This is a genomic window from Paenibacillus sp. 1001270B_150601_E10 (genome assembly GCF_015558675.1).
GTDB lineage: Bacteria > Bacillota > Bacilli > Paenibacillales > Paenibacillaceae > Paenibacillus_B.
In genome coordinates this window covers 127185-147373 of record NZ_JADMOL010000003.1, presented here as the reverse complement: position 1 = coordinate 147373, position 20189 = coordinate 127185, and the positions used below count along the sequence as shown (strand labels likewise).

Annotated in this window: 17 protein-coding genes and 1 pseudogene; all 18 read left to right on the top strand. The window is 48.3% G+C overall.

Annotation, left to right across the window (positions count from 1 at the left end):
* The first annotated feature begins 529 nt into the window (after window positions 1-529).
* Window positions 530-898 carry an NADH-quinone oxidoreductase subunit A gene (locus I2H74_RS09355; RefSeq protein WP_195573689.1) on the top strand — a complete coding sequence of 123 codons (369 nt, stop codon included), beginning with the start codon at window positions 530-532 and terminating at the stop codon, window positions 896-898.
* Complete coding sequence (locus I2H74_RS09350; protein ID WP_195573687.1) at window positions 883-1401, top strand: NuoB/complex I 20 kDa subunit family protein; 519 nt, start codon at window positions 883-885, stop codon at window positions 1399-1401. Before I2H74_RS09355 ends, I2H74_RS09350 begins: the two co-directional genes overlap by 16 nt.
* Window positions 1398-2438 (top strand): NADH-quinone oxidoreductase subunit C, encoded by a 1041-nt coding sequence (locus tag I2H74_RS09345; protein ID WP_195573685.1) that lies wholly within the window; start codon window positions 1398-1400, stop codon window positions 2436-2438. Before I2H74_RS09350 ends, I2H74_RS09345 begins: the two co-directional genes overlap by 4 nt.
* Before the next feature lie 2 nt (window positions 2439-2440).
* Window positions 2441-3541, top strand: a complete 1101-nt coding sequence (locus I2H74_RS09340) for an NADH-quinone oxidoreductase subunit D (protein ID WP_195573683.1) — start codon at window positions 2441-2443, stop codon at window positions 3539-3541.
* On the top strand, window positions 3541-4551 hold the full coding sequence (nuoH, locus tag I2H74_RS09335; protein WP_324254038.1) for an NADH-quinone oxidoreductase subunit NuoH: 1011 nt from the start codon (window positions 3541-3543) through the stop codon (window positions 4549-4551). Before I2H74_RS09340 ends, nuoH begins: the two co-directional genes overlap by 1 nt.
* Before the next feature lie 42 nt (window positions 4552-4593).
* On the top strand, window positions 4594-5052 hold the full coding sequence (nuoI, locus tag I2H74_RS09330; protein ID WP_195573681.1) for an NADH-quinone oxidoreductase subunit NuoI: 459 nt from the start codon (window positions 4594-4596) through the stop codon (window positions 5050-5052).
* Window positions 5045-5557: pseudogene (locus I2H74_RS09325) on the top strand (NADH-quinone oxidoreductase subunit J); the annotation flags it as partial. The gene nuoI and the pseudogene I2H74_RS09325, both read left to right, overlap by 8 nt.
* A gap of 107 nt (window positions 5558-5664) precedes the next feature.
* Window positions 5665-5976 (top strand): NADH-quinone oxidoreductase subunit NuoK, encoded by a 312-nt coding sequence (nuoK, locus tag I2H74_RS09320; RefSeq protein WP_195573677.1) that lies wholly within the window; start codon window positions 5665-5667, stop codon window positions 5974-5976.
* A 54-nt stretch (window positions 5977-6030) separates the two neighbouring features.
* Window positions 6031-7926, top strand: coding sequence for an NADH-quinone oxidoreductase subunit L (nuoL, locus tag I2H74_RS09315; RefSeq protein WP_195573675.1), 1896 nt, complete (start codon window positions 6031-6033; stop codon window positions 7924-7926).
* A complete protein-coding gene (locus I2H74_RS09310) occupies window positions 7927-9549 on the top strand; it encodes a complex I subunit 4 family protein (protein ID WP_195573673.1) in 1623 nt (540 codons plus the stop codon).
* Between the two features lie 4 nt (window positions 9550-9553).
* Complete coding sequence (locus I2H74_RS09305) at window positions 9554-11131, top strand: NADH-quinone oxidoreductase subunit N (protein ID WP_195573671.1); 1578 nt, start codon at window positions 9554-9556, stop codon at window positions 11129-11131.
* 312 nt (window positions 11132-11443) lie between these two features.
* Window positions 11444-14299 (top strand): S8 family peptidase, encoded by a 2856-nt coding sequence (locus I2H74_RS09300; RefSeq protein WP_195573670.1) that lies wholly within the window; start codon window positions 11444-11446, stop codon window positions 14297-14299.
* Window positions 14300-14377: 78 nt separating this feature from the next.
* Window positions 14378-14587 (top strand): DUF1146 family protein, encoded by a 210-nt coding sequence (locus I2H74_RS09295; RefSeq protein ID WP_195574050.1) that lies wholly within the window; start codon window positions 14378-14380, stop codon window positions 14585-14587.
* Window positions 14588-14877: 290 nt separating this feature from the next.
* The gene (gene murA / locus I2H74_RS09290; RefSeq protein ID WP_195574049.1) at window positions 14878-16212 is read left to right on the top strand and encodes a UDP-N-acetylglucosamine 1-carboxyvinyltransferase; all 1335 of its coding nucleotides are present in this window, start codon (window positions 14878-14880) and stop codon (window positions 16210-16212) included.
* Between the two features lie 281 nt (window positions 16213-16493).
* Window positions 16494-17645 (top strand): stage II sporulation protein D, encoded by a 1152-nt coding sequence (gene spoIID / locus I2H74_RS09285; protein WP_229106534.1) that lies wholly within the window; start codon window positions 16494-16496, stop codon window positions 17643-17645.
* A 96-nt stretch (window positions 17646-17741) separates the two neighbouring features.
* A complete protein-coding gene (locus I2H74_RS09280; RefSeq protein WP_195573668.1) occupies window positions 17742-18512 on the top strand; it encodes a M23 family metallopeptidase in 771 nt (256 codons plus the stop codon).
* A 186-nt stretch (window positions 18513-18698) separates the two neighbouring features.
* Complete coding sequence (gene spoIIID, locus I2H74_RS09275) at window positions 18699-18986, top strand: sporulation transcriptional regulator SpoIIID (RefSeq protein WP_195573666.1); 288 nt, start codon at window positions 18699-18701, stop codon at window positions 18984-18986.
* A 183-nt stretch (window positions 18987-19169) separates the two neighbouring features.
* On the top strand, window positions 19170-20174 hold the full coding sequence (locus I2H74_RS09270) for a rod shape-determining protein (RefSeq protein WP_195573664.1): 1005 nt from the start codon (window positions 19170-19172) through the stop codon (window positions 20172-20174).
* Window positions 20175-20189: the final 15 nt, after the last annotated feature.

Sequence of the window (20189 nt, the reverse complement as noted above, 5' to 3'; positions counted from 1 at the left end):
CGTTCAAAGACAATGATTACAAGTCTAGCCATAAAGATTCTGGAAAAAATTTAAAAATAGCATGCGGGGCTGTTGACAGAAGAAAGAATGATTGTGTATACTAAAACCAGTTAATATTGATAATCATTCTCATGTGTAGAGGTGATATCGCGTTGACTACGTTCTTGCGGACGTTCCTCCGGTAAGGTGACGTCATGCAGTTGGTTGGTTGTAGTTCCTCATCCTCCATTGGTTAGCCGTGTAGAGACACGGCTCTTTTTTTTGCCTCGATAAATAATTCTGCACTACCCTCATCGAACGTCTTCTTCCTTTAGAACTTTATCCCCTATGACGTATAAAGCGGACGTTCCTTCATTCGACTTATAAAGCTCATATATAAGCAATTCTTATCTCGCCTTGCGTTCCTTATCATAAACAGAAAGCCTGTTCATATAGTATAGATAGCAAGAGAAAGACAGGTAGGGCACTTCATTCGTGGTTCTAACAAGATGATGGTGCTCTGCTTGAATAGCAAGATGGGGGAGATGCGATGGAATACATCAATCACTACGTCATCGTGGTCATATTCGTGGCCCTTGGTATTTTGCTGCCTGTTGTAGCACTTACAGTAGGGCGATGGCTCCGTCCACATAAACCGACGGATATGAAGCAGACCACCTATGAAAGCGGGAACGATCCTGTAGGTGTAGGACAAGTTAGATTCAACATTCGCTATTATTTGTTTGCGTTGATGTTTGTTATTTTTGATGTGGAAACGATATTTTTATATCCCTGGGCCGTCGCATATAAGCAGCTAGGCATTTTTGTCTTAGTGGAGATGCTGATCTTTGTCCTGCTGCTGCTCGTTGGATTGCTGTATGCCTGGAAGAAGAGGGTGTTGACATGGAATTCTCACTAGAATCTTTGGCACCAGAAGACAGACGACAGCTAGAGCAAAATGTATTCTTTACTACGCTGGAGCAGATTAAGGGATGGGCTCGAAGCAATTCGATTTGGCCGTTAACATTCGGGTTAGCTTGCTGTGCGATTGAAATGATGGGGACTGGAGCCTCGCATTATGACCTCGATCGATTTGGCGTTATGTTTAGAACTTCTCCCCGTCAATCCGATTGCATGATTGTGGCCGGCACGGTTACGAAGAAGATGGCGCCTTTGCTACGCAGATTGTATGATCAAATGCCGGAACCGAAATGGGTAATCGCAATGGGCTCGTGCGCTACAGCAGGCGGCCCCTATGTAAAGTCCTACGCTGTCGTGAAGGGAGTCGATCAGGTTGTCCCGGTCGACGTGTACATTCCCGGTTGCCCACCGAATCCAGCCGCGCTCATTTATGGGATTCACAAGCTTCAGGAGAAGATTCGCTACGAGGCGAAGACCGGAAAGCGGGTGACATCTACATGAGCGAAGAGGAGAAGCAGAACGCTACGAAACATAGCCATTTATCCAAGAAAAAGTCTGAACTGCCTGCTTCACAAGAGCAAGAAGATCAGGGTACGGGGAAAGTGGATGCTGCAGAACAGGACTTGAAGACATCGGGAAATGAAATCAATCATGAGCTGGAGCAAAGCGAACAAAGGAAAAAAGATCATAAAGAAGACAAAGGTCATAAAGATCGGATTGATGTTGGGGATCAGAACAATCAAAAGAATCGCTTGGAAAAGAACGCAAAAAATGTCCAAGATGATTCAAATGCAGCCCCTTCTAATCAATCAGTAGATTCATCTGCGCCAAGCAGCGACCAAGAGTCGAAGGCGATTACTTCCACAAATGCGCCCGACACACAAGCATCGGACTCTTCTGCATCAGCTGCTCAACAAGACCCTCAGCATGAAGAACAATCACCACCGAAGTCCTCAACAGGCGATGAGAAAGAAAAGGCCGAAAAGGCTCCTGCCAAAGAGCGGCCAGCTAGAACTCCACGAAATGCAAAAACAGAGGAAAAAGAACCAGAGGAGCCTTCACCGAACCAGCCACTATTCGAACAGCTGCTTGAAGATCTTAAGCATGATATCTCGGAGCAGGCGGTACAGACTTCCTCTATTAATCGAAAAAACGGCCACTTGCTCACGCTTACGATTGAACCCGAGCATTGGCTTGCGACAGCCAACTGGTTCAAAGAGCACCCTCAGTGGCAGTGTAATTATTTACGAAACCTGTCGGGAGTAGACCAAGAGAGTTATCTAGAGGTGGTCTATCATTTGATTGGTCTAACGACAAAAAGTGAGGTTGCCATTCACGTTAAGGCTGAACGCGAGGCTCCCTCCATTCCATCGGTAACACCGATTTGGGCTACCGCCAATTGGAATGAAAGAGAGGTATATGACCTGCTCGGCATCCATTTTACGGGACACCCGAATCTCTCTCGAATCATGATGCCTGATCAATGGGTCGGTCATCCGCTTCGCAAAGATTATGAGCCGATTGATTCGGAGGTATAGCTATGATACGCACGGAAGAATTGCTATTGAATGTTGGGCCGCAGCATCCAAGCACACATGGAGTATTCCGAATTATCGTCAAGCTGGACGGTGAGATCATTACAGATGCGATTCCTGTTATGGGCTACCTGCATCGGGGGACGGAGAAGCTCGCCGAAAGCCTGAACTACACGCAGATCATCCCTTATACCGATCGTATGGACTATGTATCTGCGATGACGAACAATTACGTGCTTGTCCATGCGGTCGAGAAGATGATGGAGATCGAGGTTCCGGAGCGAGCAGAATTTCTAAGGCTCATTGTCATGGAGCTGCAGCGTGTCGCCAGCCATCTCGTGTGGTGGGGGACTTATTTGCTTGATATTGGTGCAATGAGCCCGTTCTTGTACGCCTTTCGCGATCGTGAGATCATCGTTGACCTGTTCAATGAGCTGTGCGGTGCAAGATTGACCTATAACTATATGCGGGTCGGAGGCGTGAAGTGGGATGCTCCAAGCGGCTGGCTGGAGAAGGTACGCGACTTTATCCCCTACATGCGAAAACGACTGGACGAGTATGACCGGCTTGTAAGCGGGAATGAGATCTTTCTAGCGCGAATTAAGGGCATCGGGCAGTATGATCAGGAAACGGCGATCGCGTACGGCCTTAGCGGAGCTAATCTTAGATCGACAGGCGTGGATTGGGATCTGCGGAAGGCAGAGCCGTACAGCCTGTATCCTCGGTTTGAATTCGATGTTCCCCTTGGGACGAGAGGAGACTGCTATGACCGCTATCTTATCCGAATCCAGGAAATGAAGGAGAGTCTTCGCATTCTTGAGCAGGCGGTTGAGCAGTTCCCTTCGACAGGGGAAACAATGGGCAAGGTTCCAAGAGCGATTCGTCCTCCAGAAGGTGAGATTTATGCGAGAATCGAGTCTCCTCGTGGAGAGATCGGCTGCTACATCGTATCCCGGGGGAAGGCAGAACCGTATCGCTTAAAATTCAGACGTCCGTCCTTTGTGAATTTGCAGATCTTGCCGAAGCTGTTGATTGGAGAAACCATGACCAACTTAATTACCATTCTGGGCGGCGTTGATATTGTGGTTGGAGAGGTGGACTGCTGATGAATGAGCTCATTCAACAGACGTTTACGTGGCAGCACGGACTGATCTTTTTAGGGTGGGGCGTTGTCTTTCTATTCGTGGTGCTTGGATTCGTGACGTATGCCATTTACTTTGAGCGCAAAGTCATTGGCTGGATGCAGTATCGTCACGGTCCGAACCGGTTAGGCCCATTCGGGCTGTTTCAGACGATTGCAGATATTTTCAAGCTCCTTATTAAGGAGGACACGATTCCAAGAAAAGCAGACCGCGCGTTGTTTGTTCTTGCGCCAGTCATGGCCTATGTGCCTGCATTTGCGGTTCTGGCAACGATTCCATACACGCCTTCCTTGCGATTTGCAGATTTGAATGTCGGACTGCTCTATTACGCTGCCTTATCAAGCATTTCGACGATAGGGATTGTGCTTGCAGGCTGGGCCTCCAACAATAAATATTCCTTATTGGGTGGGATGCGCTCCGCTGCCCAAATGATCAGCTATGAGATTCCGCTCGTGCTGTCTTTGGTTGGCATCATTATGATGAATGGAAGTCTTAGCCTGAAGACGATTGTAGAGGGACAAGGGCAAAACTTTTGGGAATGGAACCTGTTTCCGCAAATCATAGGCTTTGTCGTGTTCGTCATAGCAGCAGTGTCTGAGCTTAATCGTACACCGTTCGACCTGCCCGAGGCCGAATCAGAGCTAGTCGCAGGCTATCACGTGGAGTACAGCGGCTTTCGCTTCGCCTTCTTTATGCTGGCTGAATATGTGTATGTATTTGCTATCTCAGCGCTCACAACCGTTCTGTTCTTGGGCGGATGGCACCCGCCGCTTGCGATTCTGGATTTTGTGCCGGGGCTATTGTGGTTTGTACTCAAGTTCTCCTTCTGTGTCTTCTTCCTGTTCTGGCTGCGAGCTACCCTGCCGCGCATACGTGTGGACCAATTGATGAGCTTCGGCTGGAAGGTGCTCATGCCGATTGCGCTGCTCAATATCTTTATTACAGCGGTATGTCTTGAAATATTCAGCAAGTAGACGTTGGTTGTTCAAACCCTCTAGATTAGAAGGGGTGATCCGATGAAAGGATTAATTAAAGGGCTAGGTGTTACCTTCAAGGCGATGACGTCGAAAAAGGTAACCTACCGTTATCCCGATGTGCCGCTCCAAATGCCTGATCGCTTCCGCGGCATTCAGTATTTGGACCCGGATAAATGTATTGTGTGCAATCAGTGTGCCCGAATCTGCCCCACCGATTGCATAACTTTAACAGGTAAGCCCAATCCCGATCCTGCGGTGAAAGGGAAGGTGGTGGACACGTTCGATCTTAATTTCGAGACGTGTATCTTATGCGATCTCTGTACCGAGGTATGTCCGACAGAAGCGATTATCATGACCAATCAATTCGAGCTGGCTGCCTACAGCCGGGATGATCTGTTCAAGGATCGAAAGTGGCTGAGCGAGAACACCTCGCTGATCCGGCAGGATAATAACGGGGCTTTCATGCTGCCGAAGGGAGGCGGGAAGAAGGATGTCTGACTTTCAGCTTGTCGTCAATGGACAGACGATAGCCTTCTTTTTACTCGCAATATGTACGATCGTTGGCGCCATTCTGATGATCAGCTTTACCAAGGTTGTGCATATGGTGGTTTCACTGGCCTTCGTTTTTCTTAGTCTAGCCGGTATTTATGTGATGCTTGAGGCAGAGTTTGTTGCCTTTGTCCAAGTGCTCGTATATGCAGGTGCGATCTCGATTCTTATGATCTTTGGCATCATGATGACTCGACATGACAAGCAGGAACAGCAAACCGTTAAACCTGTTCGCACGTTAGCTGCGTTTATCGGCTGTGCTGCCTTATTTGGCGTGTTGTTCTTTGCGATTAGAGGGACAGGATTTCCCCAAGCAGGTGAGGTGTCGCTGGCTCAAGACAATACCCTAAGGCTCGGGCAGCTCCTATACACCGAGCATGTCATCCCCTTTGAACTGTTGTCCGTGCTATTGACGGTTGCCTTCATCGGAGCCATCGTGCTGGCAAAGTCTGACCCAAAGGAAGCAAGCCAGCTTTCAGCAAATGGACAGGAGTGTCAAGCGCCTGGAGGACATGACCATGTTCAGCATGGAGACCTCGTTCAAGCAGAGGAGGAATCAAAATGAGCACGATGCTGGCATCCTTCCTAACACTCGCAGCCATTCTATTTTGCATCGGTTGTTATGGTGTCCTTACGAAACGGAGCGCCGTGATCGTCTTGTTGTCGATTGAACTGATGCTGAACGCAGTGAATCTAAATCTCATTGCTTTCGCGAAATACGGCGTGATGCCGAGCCTCAAGGGACAAGTGTTCTCGTTGTTCACGATCGCAGTTGCTGCCGCCGAAGCTGCAGTGGGCATCGCGATTCTTATTGCTCTCTATCGAAAGCGCGGTACGGCGAATGTCGATGAGTACCATGAGCTTCAGTCATGATCGGTCGAATCGTGAATGGGCAGAACATTGATCCTGTTCAAAGGAGGTGCGTAAATGAATAGTGTATTTTCTCCCTATGTATGGATCATCCCGGTGATCCCACTCCTCATCTTTTTTGTTCTGATCGGGCTTCGAGGATTCTTAACCGGACGAAAGGCCGCTTATATTGGAACGGTCGGTTCAATGCTTATCCTTCTGTTATCCTTTTTGATTCTCGTAGAGCGATTGCCATCGGGTACGGCGAATCTTGCAAAACTTATCGATTGGGTGCAAATCGGAGAGGTTCAATTTCAGATTGGTTATGAGCTGAATAACTTAAATATGCTGATGCTGATCGTCATTACAGCGGTCAGCACGCTGGTCCACTTGTATTCCATCGGATATATGGGCCAGGATAAGCGGATTGCGGTCTATTACGCCTATCTCTCTTTATTTACTAGCTCTATGCTGGCGCTTGTACTCTCTCCTAATCTCATCCAGCTCTTTATTTGCTGGGAGCTTGTAGGATTGTGCTCCTTTCTATTAATCGGCTTCTGGTATGAGCGGGAATCGGCCAAAGCTGCGGCTAAGAAGGCTTTCATCGTTACAAGAATTGGCGATGTCGGCTTGTTGATTGCCATCCTTCTGCTGTTTTGGCATATGCCGAATCATGCACTGGATTTCGCTACCTTGTCTGCTGTATTTGAACATGCTTCAAATCTCTCTCAAAACGGAATTTCCATCGGGCTAGCAACATGGATCGGCTGTCTGCTTTTCGCGGGAGCGATTGGCAAGTCAGGTCAATTTCCGCTTCATGTGTGGCTGCCTGATGCGATGGAGGGCCCGACGCCAGTATCCGCTCTAATTCACGCAGCAACTATGGTTGCGGCAGGCGTATATCTTGTTGCACGAACTTTTGATGTGTTCCTAGCATCGGATATCACCTTGACCCTCGTTACGATGGTTGGTGGTTTTACCGCCATCTTTGCGGCATTGATTGCGTTGGCTCAGCGGGATGTAAAGCGGATATTGGCCTATTCCACCGTCAGCCAGCTTGGCTACATGATGCTTGCACTTGGACTTGGCTCCGCCACAGCAGCCATGTTTCATTTATTTACCCATGCCTTCTTCAAGGCCTTGCTATTCTTAGGAGCGGGCAGCATTATTCATGCCGTACATAAGCAGGACATCATGGAGATGGGTGGACTTGGTCGAAAGCTTAAGATTACGGCATGGACCTTTGCCGTCGGCATGCTTGCCTTATCGGGAATTCCTCCGTTTTCGGGCTTCTGGTCGAAGGAGGCCATCCTGACCTTGGCATGGGAGCACCATAAGCTTTGGTTTGGGGTTGCCATTTTAACCGCCTTCTTAACAGCATTGTATATGTCGAGATTATTCTTTCTCGTATTCACGGGAAGACAATCGAAAGAAACTTCTTCAGCCCACATTCACGAATCTCCCGCAGTCATGACTGTGCCCCTAGTGATCCTGGCGGTTGCTAGTGTAATTACGGGATTTGTTTATACCCCCTTTAATCCATGGCTGGAAGGCTGGCTGCAAGGATCGGAAGCGAATGCGCATGCTAGCGGCTGGATTATGGTGTTGTCGAGTGCGGTTGGCTTGCTAGGGCTCGGAGTAGGATATTTCCGCTATGGGCCAAAACGACGCGTTCAAGTGCAGGAAACCTCCCAATCCTGGCTGTATCGCGTGCTGGAAAACAAGTTTGGCATGGATGAGTGCTATCAATTTTTAATCGTACGTCCATTGACAGCATTGTCAAAAGGTCTGCATGTGATGGATCGTGTACTTGTGGATGGGGCCGTTCGCGGCTTATCGCAGCTCACGGTCAAGTTCGGGAGCGGCTGGCTTCGTTTGCAGCAGGGTCAGCTTCAGGCCTATGGGGTTGTCTCGTTGTTTGGATTTTTATTGTTTATTGTCTTGCTGCTCGCTTTGAGAAGGGGGTTCTGGTAAATGCTGCAGGAGTGGTCTCATATCCCATGGCTGTCCATCCTTGCATTCTCCCCGCTGCTTGGCGTGATGACGTTGCTCTTTGTGCCGGCGGCAAGAACCCGCGTGATTCGGGGCATTGGGTTCGCAGCGACGCTTATCCCTCTCCTTTTGTCTTTCGTGATTTATGGAAGCATCCGATTAGAAGGGCAGGGGCAATTTTTAACGGAGCGATTGGACTGGATCTCTATCCCCTTGAACATCGATGCGGCAATGAGTCAAGGATTCGCCTCGTGGACCTTTAAGGTCCCTTATCATTTGGCCATAGATGGTATTTCGCTGCCTCTAGTGCTGTTAACATCTATTATTGCCACAATGGCCGTGCTTGGTTCTTGGATGATTCAGCATCGTCTCAAGACTTACATGATCTGCTTCTTGCTGCTTGAGATCGGAATGCTGGGTGTCTTTATGGCAAGAGATCTCTTTTTATTCTTTATGTTCTTTGAATGGACCTTGGTCCCTTCCTTCTTCCTGATTGGCATTTGGGGTGCGTTGAAGCGGGAGCAGGCAGCCAATCGCTTCCTCGTGTATAACGGAATCGGTTCAGCGCTTATGCTCGTTGCGTTTATGATGATAACTGCAACAGCAGGCTTTGGTGTCGATCCAGCCTCACAAGAGGGCGGCCATTTTATCTATAGCGGCGATCTCTCCTTTTTAATGCAGCAGCTGCAGGAGAAAGGCTCTCTCGCCATGATGGACTCCCCTGCGAATCCATTCTATCTATCGGAGAGCTGGCAGATAAGCGCCTTTGTTTTATTGCTTATTGCGTTTGGCATCAAGCTTCCGATCTTTCCGTTTCATACGTGGATGCTGCGGGTGCATGCCGAGGCTCCTGCTCCGATGGTTATGCTGCATTCTGGAATATTGCTCAAAATGGGCGCGTACGGACTCATTCAATTCGGAATAGCCTTATTGCCTGTTCAAATGACAGAATGGGCAAGCGTCATCGCCATCCTAGGCGTCATTAATATCGTATACGGTGCGCTGCTTGCCTTCGTTCAGAAGGAATGGAGGCTTGTGCTGGCTTACTCCAGCATGAGCCATATGGGCTTTGTTCTATTTGGCGCAGCATCCATGAATGAGCTTGGCTTGCAAGGAGCAGTGCTGCAGATGGTATCCCATGGCTTCATCTCTGCTCTGTTCTTCCTCCTGATCGGAAGCTTGCACGAGCGAACCAAGACGACACGGTTATCGGATCTTGGAGGCTTGGCGAAGGCAGCGCCTTGGCTTAGCGGGCTATTGCTCTTCACGGGCCTAGCTTCCTTGGGCCTCCCGGGCCTATCGCAATTTCCAGCAGAGCTGTTTGCCCTGCTCGGACTCTTTGATGCCATGCCATGGATCACGATGATAGGGGCGCTCGGATTGATCCTTAGTGCTGCCTACGTGCTTCGCGCTGTGCTGCAATCCACCTATGGAACATGTCCACAGCAGCATGCAGGTATTCGGGATCTACGGCTTGCAGAAGGAATACCGGCTTTGATCTTAACGGCAGGCATTGTGCTGCTTGGCATTTGGCCGGGAATTGTTAGTGAACCTATCGCAGATGGCATCAAGCAAGTGGTTCATATTCTTACGGTGAGGGGGTAGATCCATGGTCTCCACATCCACAACTATACACACGCTTCAGTGGGCCGATCTCGCCATCCTTGCCCCGGAGCTGACGCTTGTCATTGCGGCCATATTGATAACCATTCTGGACTTGTTCGCACCTCGAAAGTGGGGGCGGGAGTGGACAGGGGCGCTTACGCTCATCAGCATCGGAATCTCCTTTGGCTTTGTTGCATGGAAGCTTGCCGATCGCATTTCCCTTGCAGCGGCAGTTACGCCGCCGGAGGTTCATCAGCTGCTTAATCACAGCTACCGGGTGGATGATTTTGCGCTATGGATGAAGCTGCTGTTTCTTGTTGCTGCTTTTCTAGTCGTGCTGATGAGTCTGCGAGCAACAGCATTATCAGATATGCTGCATAGAAGTGAATATTATTATCTCATCCTGCCAGCTGTACTTGGAGCTATGATGCTAGCTTCATCAGGGGATTTGATTACCTTATTCATCGGTACTGAGTTGTTAAGCATTACGACATATATCCTCGTCGGCATGAAGAAGAGCTCCAGGGGGCTTGAAGGAGCGTTTAAGTATACGGTTCTTGGGGGAACCGCTTCCGCCTTTATTCTATATGGCATGTCGTTCTTATACGGGCTAAGCGGAAGCACCAATCTGAACGAGATCGGTCGAATGCTGCAGCAGAACGCCGAAGCCTTTGAACCGCTCATTTACCTTAGTTTTATCTTGATCTTAGTTGGCGTCGGCTTCAAGATAGCTGCTGCTCCATTCCACATGTGGGCACAGGATGTTTATGAAGCTTCTCCAACCCCGATAGCCGCATTTTTAGCTGTTATCACGAAGGCGGCGAGCTTAGCGCTTCTATTCCGACTGGTGTACAATTCTTACTTAGGCCTTGGCTATGCTTACGGTGAGGCTGCATCGCCGATGTTCATCTACAAGGACTTTACGACGCTGATCCTTGCTTTAGCAGCCATATCCATGGTTGTCGGAACCGCGATGGCTCTTCGTGAGCGCCGGGTCAAACGGATTCTCGCCCTGTCTGGGGTTGCGAATACAGGATACCTGCTTGTGCCGATAGGGCTTGATCTATTGACTGGAGCATCCATCTATACCTCTTCCTTTACTTCCTTTTGGTACTACATGGCTGCCTATCTCTTTACAGTAATTGGGGCCTTTGCCGTATGGATGATTATAGAGAAGCGTGGAGGTACAAAGGAGCAATCAGCATTAGCGGGATTATTTCACCGATCGCCTTGGCTTGCTGCCGCCATGATCCTATTTATGTTGTCATTAGCAGGCATCCCGATCACTGCAGGCTTCTTTGGAAAGCTGTACATCTTGCTTGGTGCAATGGCAACCCATGCGGTATGGATCACCATTGTCATGATGGTGACAAGTGCAGTATCCTTCTACATTTACTTTGGCTTTATCCGCCAGATGTACATGCGGGGTGGGGAAGCAGGCAAAGTCAGCATCTCATGGACACAGCATACGGTAGTATTCTTATGCATGGCAGGGGTCGTCGGACTTGGATTATTTCCGAATGTCCCCATGGAATGGCTTCAAACGCTATTTACGATCCCAAATGACCTATTTACGCAATAAGTGCCGTTGGAGATAAATGCAATGGGACTTTCTACAGTCTTTACAAGACAAAAAGTATGTTATAATATGACCGACTTGTCACCTAATTTAGGGGAATGGCGAGTCGGTTTGTTTTTTTTTGCGTATAACTTGATGTGTTACTCTGTTTTGTTTTCAACGGGTTTCAACTGACGTTGACCGTAAACAAGAATCGGTTGGTTCTTTAGCAGAACAGTGATCTTTTGTTTCAATTGTGTGATAAGCGTTTATGTTGAGAACATGAAAGATGGATTTATGAATATAGAATCGATGAAGTAATATGGAGTGAATGCGATGATAGAACGAGTGTCAAGAACGACTGCGTGTCTATTGATCGCCTTGCTGATCTGGACGACGACTGTTGGCTGCAGCAATATCCAAGGTACGGCTGAGCCAATGTCACAGCAGCTAAATGCCGAAGTGAGTGTAAGTGAAGGAGTCATGAAGCAGGAAAGGGCAGCAGAGTCCCTAACTTGGATGGTAAAATGGCATGATCCTAAAGTAAGAGATCAAGAGGTGCTGGATAAGAGCATCATTGTGAATGAAATCCCAAATCTCGGCGTAACGGTCATGAAGCCTGCCAATCCCGATGAATGGGAGCAGTGGGTAGAGGAGCTGGCACAGCATCCGCAGATTGAATATGTGGAGCAGAACCAGCAGGTGAATATTATGGCTAGTACCGTAAAGCCTAATGATAAATATTTGCCTCAGCAGTCCTATTTACATGCAACAGGCGTGGATAAGGCTTGGGAGCAGGTGAATAAGACGCCTGATATCACGATTGCGCTTGTTGACACGGGCGTGGATCTTACGCATCCAGACTTGCAGAGTAATCTGGTCAGTGGAGTCAACTTGCTAGGCAGCGGAAAGCCGCAGGACGACAATGGACACGGAACGAGTGTTGCTGGTGTTATTGCGGCTGTGGGCAACAATAAGCAGGGTGTCGCCGGCATTTCATGGTCGGCCAAGCTCATGCCAATTAAGGCGCTTGATGCCCGAGGTTATGGCGATGAAGACAAGCTGGGAGCAGGAATTATGTATGCCGTCGACCATGGCGCAGACATAGTGGTCATGTCCGTTGGGCTCTATCGGTATTCCAACTATATGCAGGATATCGTGGATTACGCAGAGGACAAAGGCGTGCTGCTTGTAGCAGCTACGGGCAATGACGGCGTCCGCTTGCAGGATAAGGCTGAAGTGAAGTATCCAGCAGCCTACCCGAGCGTTCTTGCGGTCGGCGGTAGTACGGATCGTTTAACCGTTCAGCCTGACTCCAACAAGGGCCCTGAAGTTGACCTTGTTGCACCATGGGATGTCTTTACAACTGCTTTAGGAGGAGGCTACACCGTTGCAGAGGGAACGTCATTATCCGCCCCTCAGGTGGCGGGAATTGCAGCTCTGTTATGGACGAAGTATCCGAAGCTTAAGCCTTATCAGATTCGAGCTCACCTGCAAGCAACTGCACAGGACCTCGGATCCAAAGGGGTTGACTCATCCAGCGGCTATGGATTAGTTCGAGCGGACAAGGCTTTAGCGACAGCACCGACGTCCAATCCTTTTAATGGCCATAAGACAAGGCAGCAGGCACGTACATATCCTTTGAATACGATGGTGCATGGCGTCATCGAAGCTTCAGGGGACAGCGACTGGTACAAGGTGTCCGTTCCTTATGATGGTGTGCTTCAGCTGAACCTAAGCAGAATATCTGGTGCTGGTCAAGCTTCAGTCGTTCGCTATTCAGGAGATTCGTCGAAAGGCACGACTTATGCCTTTGACAAAGGGAAGATTCAGATTTCCGTGACGAAGGGCGTTCATTATTTTAAAGTGGCGAATGCGCAGGCAGCCGGATCAAACCCTTACAAATACAAGCTCTCCTCTCGGTTTACCGCTGCGCCTGACGCCTTTGAACCTAATGATAAGCAGTATGAGGCTTACGCAATTCCAACAGGCGTGAAGCAGATAACGGGGACCTTTAGCCATCGTCAGGATGTGGATTGGTATCTGGTGGAGCTAAAGCAAAAGGGCAGTCTTAATATGAAGCTTACAACCGATACGGCGAGGATTGATCCGAAGCTTGAGGTGTATGCGAAGGACCAGTTGCTCAGAAGCGTCGATAATCATGCGGAGGCGCATGCAGAGCAAGCGGTTCTGTCTAATCTTGCGCCTGGCAAGTATTATATTAAGGTAACCAATGCGGTGAATGATACACCTGAAGCGGTGGCGGGTCATTATACACTTACAGTGGAGACGAAGATTCCGCTCGTAGACGGTAATGAGCCAAATGACAGGATGTATGAAGCTGTCACGATTGTGACGGATGCGGATTATAATGGAGTATTCGATACAAATGCGGATAAGGACTGGTTCTCATTCCAAGTCAGCGAGACAGCCTATTATAAAATAGACGTCAAGAACATTCCAAGCAGCCGTATCGTGGATATGACCGTTTATAACAAGGAAAAGCAGCAGCTGCTCACAGGACATAATGCCAAAGGTACTCAAGCTTTCAGCAAAGGATTGAAGCTGGAGCAGGGTACTTACTATATCCGCCTAGGTACCGATCAGGCCTTTGATACCCAGTACTATAAGCTTCATCTTACGAAGAAGCCATTAGTGGCAGGATATCATGATATCTCAGGGCACTGGGCACAGGATGCAATCGTGAAAGCAACGAAGTCTGGATGGATGAGCGGTTACGGCGAAGGAGAGTTCGCTCCGAATCGAACGATTACAAGAGCGGAGGCTGCGGCGGTGCTTACGTCAGCATTCAAGCTTCCTTCTGCTGGCTCGAAGACTCAGGTGTTTAAGGATGTTCCTGTATCGCACTGGGCGCATTCCTCGATTATGAGAGTGTGGGAAGCGGGCATTGCTTCAGGGGTTGAGAAGAACCGCTTCGGTCCGAGCCAATCGGTCACGCGCGCGGAAACCGCCGTTATGCTGGGTAACGCGCTGAAGCTTCAAGCGGGGCCGATTGCTTCCCCTCCATTTGCGGATGTACCAGTTAACCACTGGGCAGCTCCAATGCTTGCTAAGCTTAGGAGTCTGCACCTGATTGGCGGATATCAAGATGGCACCTTCGCTCCTCAGCGCAAGACGACTAGAGCTGAATTTGTCGTCATGCTGGAGGCGATTTTGGCAGATCAACAATAGCAAGCATGAAGGAGGCATAGCAGATTGGATATTGATCAAACATGGAACGATGTGACGAACTCCATTGGCATAAGCGGAATGATACAAATGATGATTACGCTGGCCTGCATCGCGCTTGCATGGTGGTCTTTGCAAAATGTGAAGCTGGATCTGTTTATCCGTCACCCTAAAAGTGCTCAAGGAAGAATGCTGCAGCTCCTGCTCGCGATCATCGTTGGGCGGGCAATCTCGAGCTTTTTCCTTGATTACTGGGGATGGTCCCAGTCTTTGATGCATTTATTTAGATAGTGTTTGAGTTTTGTCAAAAACGGGTTATTGTAATGGGAAAGAAATGTAATAAAATCATGACAGATTATCGATCCATGGGGGATATCCACCCTTGCTGCCGAATAACATCGAATGAAGATGTCAACAATGGAAGATAGACCAAGGAAATTGTGGAATGATGCTGTCGAAATTAAACCTTGTCCATCGTTACAGTAGGATGGTATGATAAAGTTTGAGTGACCAAAAAACGTACCATTTTTTACAGATTCTTAGTTTTTGATGGACGGAATAAAGGCGCGGAGGGAAACATGATGAGCAAATTTATCGTCCGCGGAGGCAAACGATTGTCGGGTACGGTGCGCGTGAGCGGTGCCAAGAATGCAGTGCTTCCAATACTAGCAGCTTCGTTACTGGGGGAAGAAGGATTCAGCGTCATTCATGATGCCCCTCCACTTGAGGATGTTAAGACGATACACAATGTATTAGAACAATTAGGTGCAAAGGTAACCTATACCAACGAGACCGTTCGCATTCAAGCCGAACAATTGCATTCGCATGAAGCTCCATATGAGCTCGTTCGTAAAATGCGCGCGTCCTTCCTCGTGATGGGACCACTGCTCGCTAGATTAGGTAAAGCACGCATTTCCTTGCCAGGTGGCTGTGCAATCGGCACACGCCCAATCGATCAGCATCTTAAAGGCTTTGAGGCTATGGGCGCTGAGATTGGTTTGGGTCAAGGGTATATTGAAGCTACGATTAATGGCCGATTAAAGGGCGCGAAGATTTATTTGGATGTAGCTAGTGTAGGTGCAACAGAGAACATCATGATGGCAGCAACGCTGGCAGAAGGAACAACGATCATCGAGAACGCAGCACGTGAGCCTGAGATCGTGGATCTTGCTAACTATCTGAACAAGATGGGAGCTAAGGTGCGCGGAGCGGGAACAGGTGTCATTCGTATCGAGGGTGTGGATCGACTTCATGGTGCCGAGCACACTGTCATTCCAGACCGTGTTGAAGCAGGAACCTATATGGTGGCTGCAGCGATGACGGGTGGAGATGTGTATGTTGAGGGTGCGATTGCAGATCACCTCGGACCAGTTATTGCTAAGATGGAGGAAATGGGCGTAACCATTACTCCAGATGAGAATGGCGTACGAGTGATTGCAGATAAGCCGCTTAAGGCTGTGGATCTGAAGACACTTCCTTATCCAGGCTTCCCAACAGATATGCAAGCTCAGATGATGGCCTTGCTGCTTGTTGCATCGGGAACCTCAGTCATTACGGAGACCGTCTTTGAAAACCGCTTTATGCATGTGGATGAGTTCAATCTCATGAATGCAAACATTAAGGTGGATGGACGTGCGGCGATTGTATCTGGGGCTGCCAACTTGATTGGCGCCAAAGTATGCGCCACCGATCTTCGTGCAGGAGCTGCACTCATCTGCGCAGGTCTTGTAGCTGAAGGGACGACAGAAGTTGGTGGAACACACCATATTGACCGCGGCTATGTTCATCTTACAGAGAAGCTGTCCAACTTAGGCGCAGATATCTGGCGAGTAAATGCAGAACCTGTAGATGCTGCTGAGGAATCAGCGGAAGAATCAGAAGTGAAGATCTTTAACGTACAACCGACTTGGGCGTAATCGCCTTTAGCGGTACAAATAGAACGATTGGCTTTGAATGGGGACCGTCTTTTTAGGAGACGGTCTTTTTGTTGTTTCCATATGGAGGTACAGATCGTTGTCGAAGGACGCCTTTCCTCGTTCTATATCTCTTAATCTTGCATAAATTAAGATCAAGAAGAGAAAGAATAGATATCAGGCTCCATCTGAAAGAATGCCAATACGGCAACGAAACCTTAATGATTATTTAGGATTATTGGAAGAAAGAGAATCATATGTTAGGGCTAGAGATGGGAGGGAACATGATGCTGCCAGAATCGACACGAAGAGTAAGGCGATTGCTTCCTATTCGATGGAAGTGGCGAAAACGATCTCCAAAGGAAAAGGGGCTCGTGCGAGGAGTATTATGGACTGTGAGTCTTATGATGCTCGCCTTGCTGCTGCCGCTGCTGCTCGTTGCCAAGGGCAACCCTGTTCAAGATAGCCGTTCAGCATCTGGCCAATTATCGGAATCAAGCGCTAGACAGTCTGGCTCCGTAATAGATGGGAAGATCTATGAGCATCCAGCAGCAACAGAGCCTTATATTCGAGTTTTTCTTAGCGGCGCAGACAAGATAGAGAAGGTTCCGCTGGAACAGTATGTACGAGGGGTTGTTGCCGCAGAGATGCCTATTGAATTTGAGCTTGAAGCTCTTAAAGCGCAGGCGATCGCTTCTCGCACGTATATCGTTAGAAGAATGGAGCAGGGGCTTGCCGGTAAAGCGGAAAAAGGTGCCGATGTGAATGATACGATATCATACCAAGCCTACTTGTCCTTAGAAGAGCTGTCTAAAAAAGATGCAGAATCGATCAAAAAGCTTAATCGTGCAGTCAATGAGACTTCGGGTCAAATCATTACCTATAAGGACAAGCCTATTGAGGCTTTGTTCTTCTCAACGAGCAATGGGTATACGGAGAATGCAGAGGATTATTGGAATAACCCGGTTCCCTATCTCAAAAGCGTAGAAAGCCCATGGGATGCGATGATATCGCCGCGTTACAAGTCAGTTACCGAGATGAGCCCAGACGACTTTTTGACAAAGCTGAGCATTCCGGTACAAGCCGTTCCTGCATTTGGCGCTGGTTCCAATCATTCGAAATCAAGTACATCACCGTCCTTGGTTGACATGAAGGTGATCGACCGGACTGCAGGAAAACGAATCGGAGAATTGAAGATTGGCAGCTATGCTTTTACTGGACGTGAATTTCGCGAAAAACTAGGACTTCGCTCATCCGATGTAGAATGGAAATCAAAGAATGGAATGATAGAACTGACAACCTATGGGTATGGTCATGGAGTAGGAATGAGCCAGTATGGAGCTCAAGGCATGGCGCTTGAGGGGGCCGAAGCAAAGAGCATTATTACGCATTACTATCAAGGAGTTAAACTTACAACCTATTCTGTTGATAGGTAGCCAACGAAGAAGGAAAACTCGCATTCTCAAAAATTAGTAAAATGGTGCGTATAAAAGTGAGAGGCTCGGTAACAATGGTTACTGAGGTGATCACAAATGAGTGAACAAAATCAAAACTCAAAAAACAACAAATCTACGACATCATCATCTACGAATAGCACGAACGCGCCAGAAGCTCAAAAACTATCAGGGGCTCAAGCGGTTCAAACTTCGGGATGGAGAAAGCTGCTCGCGAAGAAGTGGGTATTCCCTACTGTGTATATTGCTGCAGCAGCTATCATTCTGACATTAGTATGGGTCTATCAGGGCTCGCAGCTTGACAAACAAACGTCTACTACTGCTACAAATGAGACGGTATCCGAATCTACCACAGGAGTAACGAAAGAGACGGAAGAGCAGGCAGAAGAAATGGTTGCAAACAACGAATCTTTGGGATGGCCAGTTGAAGATGCGCAGGCAGTAAGTGTTGTGAAGGGCTTCTATGACGACAAGGCTTCTGAAGAGGAGCGAATTGCCGCAACGGTAGAATACAATCAAACCTTCTCGCCGAATACAGGCATCGACATTGCACGTGAAGACAAGCAAGCATTCGATGTACTTGCGGCTATGACGGGTACGGTTACTCGTGCGGAGCAGCATCCAATCATGGGAAGCGTTGTGGAGATCGAACATCCAAACGGGATGAAGACAATCTACCAAAGCGTTGCTGAAGTACAGGTGAAAAAAGGCGATTCCGTAAAGAAAGGCGAGAAGATCGCAACAGCGGGTCGCAGTGAGATGGAGAAGGATCTGGACGTACATGTTCACTTCGAGTTGTATGAGAACAATCAGCTTGTTAACCCAACGGGCTACTTGTCCAAGAACTAAAAAAGATTTCATTAGCCTTTAGCGGAGGAAATACCTCCGCTTTTTTTTATGTCCGAGAATCCTTGAAAAAACAGCTCGTTTTGAAAATAATCGCTTTCCTAATGCTTGTCAGGCTTGGTCACAAAGCATAAGTGTGAAGACCACTCATATAATGTACCAAACTAAACCGAGCAGGGAGGCGGGAACGTGCACGATTACATCAAGGAACGAACCATTAAGATCGGCCGCTGCATCGTGGAGACGAAGCACACGGTACGCACCATCGCAAAAGAGTTTGGCGTGTCCAAGAGCACCGTGCATAAGGATTTGACTGAGCGTCTTCCGGAGATCAACCCGGATCTCGCAGATCAAGTGAAGCACATTCTCGAATATCATAAATCTGTGCGTCATTTGAGAGGTGGCGAAGCTACAAAAATCAAGTATAAGAAGTCGAGCGGCAAAAAGAGGGAAGTGCTGACTGCGGGTAAATCGTAGCAATAATTACACAGGAAGGACATGGAAAAAACTCTTCGTTCCGAAAAGTCGTATACGTTCTCAAAATCATTGAACCGAGAGCTCGTTCTATGCTATGTTTATTGACGAGTGACTTTTTTGCAGGAAATGGTCGGAATTCATCGCATTTTAGTCGAAATAAGGATTATGGAGGCTCTCGAACCTATGTTTAGCAAGGATATCGGAATTGACTTGGGAACGGCGAATGTTCTCATCCATGTAAAAGGGAAGGGGGTAGTCCTGGATGAACCGTCTGTAGTCGCAATCGAAAGCGATTCGAAGCGTGTATTAGCCGTAGGCGAAGATGCGCGGAAGATGGTAGGACGTACCCCTGGAAATATTGTTCCAATTCGTCCCTTGAAAGATGGCGTTATCGCAGATTTTGAAATTACTGAAGCAATGTTAAAGTATTTTATTTCAAGTGTCGGCGGCCGCAAATGGTATTCTCACCCGCGTATTCTTATTTGCGCCCCGACTAACATTACATCTGTAGAGCAGAAGGCGATTCGAGAGGCAGCAGAACGCAGCGGCGCGAAGGAAGTCTTCCTTGAGGAAGAGCCTAAAGCAGCCGCTATTGGCGCTGGTATGGATATTTTTCAACCAAGCGGCAACATGGTCGTCGATATCGGCGGAGGTACGACGGATGTTGCAGTGCTGTCCATGGGTGATATCGTTACGGCAACCTCCATTAAAGTTGCAGGGGACAAATTTGATTCGGCCATTATGAAATATATTAAATCGAAGTACAAGCTCTTGATCGGGGAACGCACTTCCGAAGATATCAAGATTAACATAGGTACGGTTCGCCCGGATTCCAGCGGACAACGGGAGATGGATATTCGCGGCCGCGATATGGTATCTGGGCTTCCATATACGATTACGATCACAAGCAGCGAGGTTCGAGAAGCATTATGGGATCCAGTATCCTCTATTGTAGCCGCTGCGAAAAATGTATTAGAGCGTACACCGCCTGAGCTCTCAGCGGACATTATTGATCGCGGTGTTATTCTCACAGGCGGCGGAGCCATGATGGATGGCCTCGATGAACTGATGGCCGAAGAACTGAAGGTTCCAGTGCTTATTGCGGAGGACCCTATGCATTGTGTTGTAAAAGGGACAGGCATTATGCTCGATAATTTGGATAAGGTCATTAAGAAAAAGTTCGTATAAACCGATAAAAGATAA